At 74.2% G+C, this 9,465-nt stretch carries 8 protein-coding genes; 2 read left to right on the forward strand and 6 right to left on the reverse strand.

Going from position 1 to position 9,465, the window contains the following annotated elements; genetic code table 11:
* Nucleotides 1-19 precede the first annotated feature (19 nt).
* Together AB0O40_RS12665 and AB0O40_RS12670 are read left to right on the forward strand one after the other, a co-directional pair.
* Nucleotides 20-229 carry a three-helix bundle dimerization domain-containing protein gene (locus AB0O40_RS12665; protein WP_365039120.1) on the forward strand — a complete coding sequence of 70 codons (210 nt, stop codon included), beginning with the start codon at nt 20-22 and terminating at the stop codon, nt 227-229.
* Between the two features lie 205 nt (nt 230-434).
* On the forward strand, nt 435-1,211 hold the full coding sequence (locus AB0O40_RS12670) for an AMP-binding protein (protein WP_365039122.1): 777 nt from the start codon (nt 435-437) through the stop codon (nt 1,209-1,211).
* A 24-nt stretch (nt 1,212-1,235) separates the two neighbouring features.
* Here the strand turns inward: AB0O40_RS12670 and AB0O40_RS12675 are convergent, their stop codons facing one another.
* The 6 genes from AB0O40_RS12675 to AB0O40_RS12700 all read right to left on the reverse strand — a co-directional run bounded on the left by AB0O40_RS12675 (nt 1,236) and on the right by AB0O40_RS12700 (nt 9,373).
* Nucleotides 1,236-2,555, reverse strand: coding sequence for a cytochrome P450 (locus AB0O40_RS12675; protein WP_365039124.1), 1,320 nt, complete (start codon nt 2,553-2,555; stop codon nt 1,236-1,238).
* A gap of 21 nt (nt 2,556-2,576) precedes the next feature.
* Nucleotides 2,577-3,680: a terpene synthase family protein gene (locus tag AB0O40_RS12680; RefSeq protein WP_365039126.1), complete on the reverse strand. Its 1,104-nt coding sequence runs from the start codon at nt 3,678-3,680 to the stop codon at nt 2,577-2,579.
* A 412-nt stretch (nt 3,681-4,092) separates the two neighbouring features.
* Nucleotides 4,093-4,398 (reverse strand): hypothetical protein, encoded by a 306-nt coding sequence (locus AB0O40_RS12685; protein WP_365039129.1) that lies wholly within the window; start codon nt 4,396-4,398, stop codon nt 4,093-4,095.
* Between the two features lie 68 nt (nt 4,399-4,466).
* On the reverse strand, nt 4,467-5,297 hold the full coding sequence (gene ddaH / locus AB0O40_RS12690) for a dimethylargininase (protein WP_365039132.1): 831 nt from the start codon (nt 5,295-5,297) through the stop codon (nt 4,467-4,469).
* Between the two features lie 106 nt (nt 5,298-5,403).
* A complete protein-coding gene (locus AB0O40_RS12695; protein WP_365039135.1) occupies nt 5,404-8,568 on the reverse strand; it encodes an amino acid adenylation domain-containing protein in 3,165 nt (1,054 codons plus the stop codon).
* A 40-nt stretch (nt 8,569-8,608) separates the two neighbouring features.
* On the reverse strand, nt 8,609-9,373 hold the full coding sequence (locus AB0O40_RS12700) for a class II aldolase/adducin family protein (protein ID WP_365039138.1): 765 nt from the start codon (nt 9,371-9,373) through the stop codon (nt 8,609-8,611).
* Nucleotides 9,374-9,465 lie beyond the last annotated feature (92 nt).

Here is a 9,465-nt window from a genome sequence, read left to right on the forward strand (position 1 = left end):
GAGCGAAGGACCGCTGCGTGTGAGCGAGCACCCCGACGACAGCACCGTCATCCACGACGTCACCGAACGCCTGACGACCGCCCACCCCGCCCTGGACCGGAGGCTGGTCCGCGACATCGTGCGGTGTGCGTACGAAGAACTCCGCTACGCCCGTGTGCGCACGTACCTGCCCATCCTGATGGAGCGCCGCGCCGAGGACCTCCTCCTCCCCCACGGCCTCGGGGAGTGAGCCGGACGGCGGTCGTGTGGGTGAGCGTGCCGGCCTTGCCCCGGACCCCGTCGCAGGTCAGCTCGGCGCGTTCACCCAGGTAGACGAGGGTGGCGATCCGTCCCGGTCGCGGGCCCACCGTTTCCTCGGCGAAGTCCGCGCACGGCTCCGGGGCGGGCCGGCGGGCCAAGAAGACGGTGCGCCGGCGCAGCGCGCGGTTGCAGACGTGCATCTCGCCGCGGGGCGCGGCGAGGCCGCCGCGCTCGTCTTCGACAGCCCGCAGACCGCCACCAAGGACACGTACTCCTACCGCCGTCTGCACGACGAGGTGGTGGCGTTCGCCGGGGCCCTGGACGGCCTGGCCCCGACGCCACCCGCCTACCAGCCGCTCCTGGAGGCCGCGCTGTCCGGCGCCCGGCACCGGCCGCGGCACCTCGTGGTGCTGCAACGCCAGGAAGCGGGCCGCTGGATCCCGGTACCCGGTCGCGACCTGGACTGGCACGAGCTGACCGCCCGGTCGGCCTGGGCGGCCCCCAGGCCCGTGGCCGTCCCGTCGGCGCACCCCCTCTACATGCTCTTCACCTCCGGATCGACCTCCCGGCCCAAGGCCGTCACCCGGGACACCGGCGGCTATCTGACCGCGCTGCGCTGGGCGGTGGAGAACGTCTTCGGCGTCGGTGCGGGCGACGTCTTCTGGACCGACTCCCACCCCGGCTGGGTGATGGGCCACTCGTTCACCGTGTACGGGGCGCTGGTGACCGGGGCGACGGCGGTCCTCTACGAGGGCTCCCCGGCCGACACCCCCGATCCCTCGGCCTTCGGCCGGATCATCGCCGAGCACGGCGTCAGTGGCGCCTGGGCCCGCCTGTCCCGGCTGGTGTTCGTGGCCGCCCTGCCCCACACCCCGTCCGAGAAGATCAAGCGCTCGGACCTGCGCGCGTGGCCGTCCACCGGCTCGGGGCTCGACGTCCTCGCCGACATCGCCCTCGTCCCGACGGCGTGACCCGGACCGCGCGGGCCGGCGTTCTCAGGTCCGCGCGGTGACCTTCATCCGCAGCCCGGCGGGAATCGGCGCGGCGGACAGCGACGGGCGGATCCGGTGCGGGGCGACACGGGTCAGGCGCCATCGTGCGGCGATCGCGGCCACGGCCAGCACCGCCTCGGTCATGGCGAACTCGTCCCCGACGCATTTGCGCGCGCCGCCGCCGAAGGCGACGAAGGACGTCCGGGCCGGGGCGGGCCGGCGCAGCCAGCGGTCGGGGTCGAAGCGGTCCGGGCGGTCGTACAGGGCGGCGTCGCGGTGGACGAGGTAGGCGCTGTAGATGAGGTCGGTGCCGGCCGGCAGGCGGTGGCCGGCCAGGTCGGTGTCGGCCGTCAGGGTCCTGGTGAGGAACCATCCCGGCGGGTACAGGCGCAGCGCCTCGGTGACGATCGCACGGGTGAGGCCGAGGCCGGGCAGGTGCTGCCTGGACACGGGCGCGCCGCCGGTGACCTCGTCGACCTCCTGGTGGAGGCGTCGTTCGATCCCGGGGTGGCACGACACCAGGTACAGGGCCCAGGTGATGGCGGACGCGGTGGTCTCGACGCCGGCTCCGAAGAAGGCGAAGGCCTGTTCGCCCAGCTCCGTGTCGGTGAGCGAACCCTCGGCGCCGGTCTCGGCGAGCAGCATGGCCAGGAGGTCGGCGGGGGCGTCCTCGACGGTGCGGCGTTCGGCGATGAACTGGTCGATGGTCGCCATGATGCGCTCCGCGGCCTGCTCGAAGCGGCGGTTGAAGGGCAGCGGGAGGGCCGCCACGCCGGGCGGCAGGAACATCCGCCAGTAGATGGCGTTCAGGAAGGTCCCGATGTCCCCGACCAGCCGCTCCAGCCGGTGCGGGGGCAGGGTGCCGTACATCAGGGTGTCGAGGGTGACCTTGATGGTGAGGTCGTGGACGTCCGCGAGGAGGTCGCGCACCTGGCCGTCGCGCCAGCCGTCCGCGGCGGCGTTGATGCCCGTGGTCATCAGGTCGGCGTACCCGGGGATCAGCTCGCGCCGGAAGGCCGGCTGGACCAGGCCGCGCAGGCGCCGGTGGTGGGCGTGCGGGCAGGCGATGATGTTGGTCTTGCCGGTGACGTCGCGGACGCGTTCCCAGAACGGTCCGCCCTTGTCGAAGAGTTTGTCGTTGAGGAGGATCCCGCGGGTCAGCTCCGGGTCGCAGACCGCCACCGTGGGGCGGGGGCCGATGCGGACCCTGACCAGCGGGCCGTACCCCGGCAGGGTGCGCAGGAACGCCAGCGGATCGCGCAGCAGCGGTACGGCGTGCCCCAGCAGGGGCCACGCGCCGGGGGCCTGGGGGATGGAAGGCACGGTCGACAATGCGGGTCCTTCTCAGAGGAGGGGGAAGGGGTGCCACCAGCCGGCGACGGAGGGCAGGCCGGGGGGCGCGCCGACGGCGCCGGGGGTGCCGGTGAGCGTGGGGATCAGGGCGATCGCGCGGGGATGGCGTCCGTCGGGGTTGGTGTACCGCCCGGCCCGGACGCCCCATTCGTAGTTGCTGCGGATCAGGTGGGTCAGGTTGTCGACATAGGTGTTCAGGACGGGTGAGGCGGACGTCCGGACGGCTGCGGCGACGTCGAGGAAGCGGTGCAGGATGCGGTCGCGCAGCTCCGCGACGTGTCGCTGGGCCTTCTCCAGGGTGCACCGTTCGTGGTGCTCGTACAGGCGGACGGAGTTGGGGAAGGGCGCCTCGCCGCCGTCCCTGCGGCGGGCGAACCACAGCTCCTTGCCGTAGGAGTACAGGTCGTCGTCGAGGGCGGCGACCATGCAGGCCATTTCCGTCACTGCCTGGACGGCCGGGTCGGTGATCTCTCCGTCGGGGATCGTCTCGACCGCGCTGATCTGGAACCACGACAGGGTCGCGAATCCGGCGACGTTCATGAGGCGGGTGAAGAGGTAGTCGTCCAGCGTGGGGACCAGCTGCTCGCGGCGGGCCGCGCGCTCCCAGGCCACGCCGAGGAACCAGGTGCGGTGGGCGGCCACCAGGCGCTGGCACTGGGCGGGCGAGGCCAGGCGGTGCAGGCGCGTCGCGAGGTCGGTGACGGCCGAGGTGAAGGCGTTGGCGGGATCCAGGACACCGGCCGCGGGTTGTTCGAACGTCCGGACGATGCGGACGGCCAGGTCCAGGAACGACAGGGCGTCGCCGGCGGACTCCTCGTCACAGGCGAGGTCGTCGAAGAGGAACATCAGGTAGGTCCAGTCCACGGCCATCTGGAGGCGTTCGCGGTCGCCGCCGGGACAGTTGCCGGCGAAGAACAGCGCGGACCGGGTCTCGGCTGTCCGCTCCCGCCGGCCGGGTGTGGTGCACAGGCCGTGGCGCTCCATGAACGCGAGGCCCTGCCGTTCCAGCAGTGCGAGGTCCGGGTGGACGAGCCAGGGCATCGGGAAGTACATCGCGGGGAGCGTGATCGTGAGCTCGGGCTCGGGCTCGGTCACCAGGGGGCCTTCTTCCGGGCCGGGTCGGCAGCTGCGGTTCACGAGCGGGCCGGGGAAGCCGTGCGGGGCTTCGGCGGCCGGCGGGCGGAGCATCGTTCGGGCGGGTGCGGACCCGATGATGCCCGCCCAGCGCGGACAGCCCAACGGGCGGCGCGGACCCGGCCGATGCTCGGGGCGCGCACGCCGCACGACGACGCGCCCCGGCCATGTCGTGGCGCGCCCCTGCGCCCCCTGCACTCCCCTTGCGCGCCCCCGGGCTCCGGGCCGTGCAGGTCCGCGCCCGGCCGATGGGCCGATCGGCTCTCAGGCCTGCTTCGGGGCGCCGTGCCGGGGGCCGGCTTCCGGGGCCGCGGCCGGCACCGCACCCACCGTCACCCACACGGGTGATGCGGGCCCCGGCCGCAGGGCGGGGTCAGCGGGGCGCGGCGGTCCGGGCGTGGCCCGGGATGCTCTCCTCCAGGAGGCGGCGCAGCGCCCGGTTCCCGATCACGCTCAGCGGGAGGCCCTGTCCGTGGCACCACTGGTGCGCCCGCAGGATCACGCTCACCGCCGACGGCGTCACCGGTTCCACGGGCGCGATCACCACCCGGGACGGGGCGACGGCGGCCAGGAGTTCCGCCAGGGCCACTGTGGCCGCGCCCCGGTGGCGCAGCGAGAGGCCGGGCAGCAGACGGACCAGGAGGACGCTGTCCCCCTCCATACGGTGCGAGAACCACATTCCCCCATACTGTGGCCAGATCCGGCCCGGCGCCCCCGCGGACGGGCCGTGACCGGCTCCGGGGGGTGTCAGGGGCGGTGGCGCAGCTCCAGCGTGCAGCACTTCACGCTGCCGCCGCCCTTGAGGAGTTCGGAGAGGTCCATGCCGATCGGGTCGAAGCCGTGGTCGGCGAGCCGGTCGGCGAGCGCCGTGGCGGCCGCGGGCAGCACCACCCGGCGGCCGTCGGAGACGGCGTTGAGGCCGAAGACCTGGGCGTCCTCGTCGGTGGCCAGGATCGCCTCCGGGTAGAGCGCGCGCAGGGTCTCTCGGCTCTCGGCGGAGAAGGCCTCGGGGTAGTACATGATCTGGTCGCGGTCGAGGACCGACAGGGCCGTGTCCAGGTGGTAGAAGCGCGGGTCGACCAGGGTCAGGCCCACCACGGGGAGGCCGAACATCCGCTCGGCCTCGGCGTGGGCGGCCGGGGCGGTGCGGAAGCCGCTGCCGGCCAGCACCCGCTCGCCGACCAGCAGGTAGTCGCCCTCGCCCTCGTTGGTCTGGGTGGCCATCGCGACGTCCTGGTAGCCGCGGGCGCCGAACCAGTCCAGGAAGGCCTGCGACTCGGCGGCCCGCTCGGTGTGCCGGAACCGCGCCACCAGGGCCCGGTCGGCGATGACCGTGGCGCCGTTGGCCGTGTAGACCATGTCCGGCAGGTCCGGCTGCGGCGCGATGAGGTCCACGGTGTGGCCGAGTTCGAGGTACAGGTCGTGCAGCTGCTGCCACTGGCGGATCGCCAGGTCCGTGTCGGTGGCGTCGGCCGGGTTCATCCACGGGTTGATCGCGTAGTCGACCGTGAAGTACGTGGGGCGGCACATCAGGTAGTGGCGGGGGCGGGCGACGCGGGCGGGACGGCGGACGGTCATGGTTTCACTGCTCCTCGAAGGTCCCCGCGACGGGGAACACGACTGGTGGTGGGTACGGCTGGACGGACGGGGTGGGTGGAGCGGTCGGACGGGTGGGTCGAGCGGGTCAGACGCGATCGTGTGCCGACGGTGCGGAGCCGGCCCGGCGCACGGCGTCGCGGAGCACCCGCTGGAACGTGGCGAAGACTTCGGCCGCGAACTCCGCGTCGACCAGGGCCTCCTGGAAGGTGAGGTCGGCCCGCAGGGTCCCGTCGGGCTGGGGCCAGACCTCCAGCACCAGTTCGCCCACGCCTTCCACGGCGGCGATCCGCAGGGGTGTGGCCGTGCAGTCGGCCAGGGGCAGGTGCGGGTGCGGTGCGTCCTGGTAGGCGAAGATCGTCTGGTAGAGCGGGGCGCGGCCGGTCCGCGGCGGGTTGACCAGGCGGATCACCTCGCCGAGCGGGACGTCCTGGGCGGCGAGCCCTTCGGTGGCGGCCCGGGCGGTGGCGGCGACCAGCTCGGACCAGTCCCCCGCCTCTCCGGAGAGCCGGAGGCAGACGGAGTCCACCAGGCATCCGACCGCCCGGGCGAGCAGCGGGTCCGCGCGCCTGGCCACCGGTACGCCCACACCGAAGTCGGCCTGGCCGGTCACGGTGCGGAGGGCCGCCGCCCAGCCGCTGAGCAGCACGACGAAGGGCGTGGTGCCCTGGGCGCGGGCCAGTCCGGCGAGGGTGGCGGTCTCCCGGGCGTCGAGCGTCGCGCTGAGCTCGCGGCAGGCGGCGGACGGGGCGACGGAGGTGGGCGTCGCCGCCGCGGCGGGATGCGGGAATTCCAGCTCGGGGATGCCGCGCAGGGCCGTCTGCCAGAAGGCGCGCTGGCCTTCGGTGTCCGCCATGTCCCGGATCCGTGCGCGGCGGTCCTCGACCTCGCGCAGGGTGGGTGCCGGCCCGGTGAACTCGGGTGCCCGGCCGGCGGCCCGGGCCGCGTAGCAGGCCGCGAGGTCTTCGGCCAGTACGGCGGTGGAGTGGCCGTCGAAGGCGATGTGGTGCACCACCAGCCCGAGCAGGCTCGTCTCGCCGCCCGCCACCGGGACGACGGCGGCGCGCCACAGGGCGCCGCTCTCCGGGTCGAGCGGGGCGAGCAGGGCGGCCCGCAGGGCATCGAGGGCTTCGGTGCGGGAGGTGCCGGGGGCCGGCTCGACGAGTTCAGGAGCGTCCGGGGTGCGGTCGCCCGGGAACGCGGCCGGCCGGGCCGGGCGGGCCGTGGCGTCGAGCCGGTAGCGCGCCCGCAGGGCCTCGTGCCGGTCGGTGAGGTCGCCGAGCGCGAGGGCCAGGGCGCTGCTGTCGACCGGGCCGTGGACCTCCCAGGCCAGGGGGCACAGGGCGGCGAGGTCGTCCGGGCGCAGCCGGTGCTGGGTCCAGTAGCTCGTCTGCACCGTGGTGAGGGGTACGGGTCCGGTCGCGGGTGCGGTGGCGTCGGGTGCTGCGGGGGTGAGGCGGGGTGCCAGCCAGTGCGCCAGGGCCCGGGCGGAGGGGCGGCGGACCGCCTCGGAGACGGGCACGGGTGTCCCCGTCTCGGTGGCGAGCCGGGTGCACAGGACGCCCAGTTGCAGGGAGGTGCCGCCGAGGTCGAAGAAGGCGGCCGTCGGGGAGACCCGGGGCAGGTCGAGGACCTGGGCCATGGTCTCGGCGACGGTCCGCTCCAGCCCGTCGGCGGGCCGGCCGGCGTCGGGGTCGGACGGCCGGGGGCCCGGGTCCGCCACGGCCTCGAGGAGGGCGGCGGCGTCCAGCTTGCCGTTCGCGGTCAGGGGCAGGTCGTCGAGGTGTACGGCCCGCTGCGGCACCAGGTGGCGCGGCAGGCGCTCTCGCAGTGTGGCCAGCACCTGGGCGGCATCGGTGGCGGCGTCCTCCGTCACGGCGAAGGCGAGGACGAGTTCGCGATAGCCGCCGGCGCCGTCGGGGACCGGTACGGCCGCGCAGCGGCGGACCCCGGGCAGCAGGCCGGCCGCCTGTTCGACCTCGGCGGGCTCGATGCGCTGCCCGCGGATCTTCACCTGGCGGTCGGCGCGCCCGTCGAAGTGGAGCCGGCCGTCGGGGGTGTGGTGCACCAGGTCGCCGGTCCGGTAGACGCGCACCGGCTGCCCGCCGAGGTCCAGTACGGGGAAGCTCTGGGCGGTGCGCTCCTCGTCGCCGAGGTAGCCGAGGGCCAGTCCGGCCCCCGAGACCAGGAGTTCGCCCACCTCGCCGGGGCCGCACTCGCGGTGTCCGTTCCAGACGTACACGCCGGTGCGCGGTACGGGGCTGCCGAGCGGCACGCCTTCGGGGTGGGTGCAGTCCTCGGGGCGGACCCGGTGGACGGTGGTGAAGATCGTGGCCTCCACCGGTCCGTAGCAGTGCAGCGCGGCGGCGTCGGGGTGGGCGTCCAGGAAGGCGGCCACGTGCCGCGGGGAGACCCGCTCGCCGCCGAAGAGGAGGTGGTCGATGCCGGTGAGGGCGTCCAGGTCCTCGTCGACGAAGAGGTGGAAGAGCGCGGCGGTGAGGAAGACCGTGTTGACGCCGTGCCGGGCCACCAGGTCGCGGAGCGTGGCCGGCAGCAGGTAGGGCTCCTCGACCACGACGGAGCAGCCGCCGTTGATCAGGACGCTCCACAGTTCCAGGGAGAGGGCGTCCCAGGGGACGGCGGCGGCCAGCGGCATCACCGTCGCGGGTCCCAGGTCGGCGAACGGGCAGTCCTGGAAGAGCCGGACGGTGCCCGCGTGCGGGGACAGGGCTCCCTTGGGCTCGCCCGTGCTGCCCGAGGTGAAGATCACGCAGGCCGGGGCGTCCTCGGCCACCGGTACCGGCGCGGTGGTCCGCGGCGCGGCGGCCACGGCGGCGAACTCCTCGGTCCGGGCCGGGGCGAGCCGGCGGGCCCCGAAGCCGAGCGGTGCGTCGGATACGGCCACGGTCGCGCCGAGCAGCCCGACCAGCCGGGCGAGGCGGGCCGCCGGCCAGGTGGGGTCGAGGGCGGCGTAGGCGGCGCCGCGCTTGAGGACGCCGAGGAGGGCCACCACCAGGCGGACGGACCTGGGCATCAGCACCGGGACGAGGTCGCCCGGGCCGACGCCGGCCCGGGCCAGCTCCGTCGCGAAGTCCTCGGCGAGGGCGTCCAGTTCGCGGTAGGTCACGGTGGTGTCGCCGTGGACCACGGCCGGGGCGTCGGGCGTCAGGTGCGCCCAGCGTGCGAACAGCTCGTGGATGACGCCGGGGCTCGGTGCGGCGGCACCGTGCGCGGCCGGGCGGTTGATGACCATGCGCGATCTCCTGTGGTATCCAGCGCGGGGTGGGTGGCGGCTATTCGGCGAGGTCGGGCTCGGCCCGGCGGATCTGGTCGAAGATGGGCTGGAAGTTGAGCCAGCCGATGAGGTCGTCGCCGAGTTCGCCGCGGGTGTGCAGGGCGTGCTCGTGGCTGATCGGGACGACCTTCCCGGCGGCCTTGGCCAGCAGCTGGACCTGGCAGGAGCGCTCCATGGTGATGAACCACCAGGCGGCGGCGTCGACCGTGTCGCCGACCGTCAGCAGGCCGTGGTTGCGCAGGATGACGGCCTTGTACTGGGCCAGCGCCGCGGCCACCCGCCGGCCCTCCTCCAGTGCGGTGACGGGCCCGGTGTAGTCGTCGAAGAGGCCGTGGTCCTCGTAGAAGGCGCAGACGTCCTGGGTGATCGGTTCGAGCGGTTCGCCGAGGGCCGACAGGGCCCGTCCGTAGGTGGAGTGGCTGTGGGCGGCCGCCACCACGTCGGGCCGGGCCTCGTGGATCTGCGAGTGGATGGCGAAGGCGGCCTTGTTGACGTGGTAACGGCCTTCGACCACCTTGCCGTTGCTGTCGACGAGGAGGAGGTCGCTGACCCGGATGTGCTTGAAGGTCATCCCGAAGGGGTTGACCCAGAAGTGGTCGGTCAGCTCGGGGTCGCGGGCCGTGATGTGACCGGCGGTCCCCTCTTCGAAGCCGAACCGGCCGAACACGCGCAGGGCGGCGGCGAGCCGTTCCTTGCGGTGGGCGCGCTCCTCCTCCAGCGTGTCGAACATCGGCGGCATGGGCATGATCAGCTGCTGGGACATGGGGGTCCCCTTCCGGTGTGACGGGGTGGGATGGACGTGAGGGCGGCGCCTCGGGGCGCCGGGGGCCGGGCCCGGCCGATCGCCGATCGGCC

Origin of the sequence: Streptomyces sp. NPDC089919 (assembly GCF_040684615.1) — a bacterium.
GTDB lineage: Bacteria > Actinomycetota > Actinomycetes > Streptomycetales > Streptomycetaceae > Streptomyces.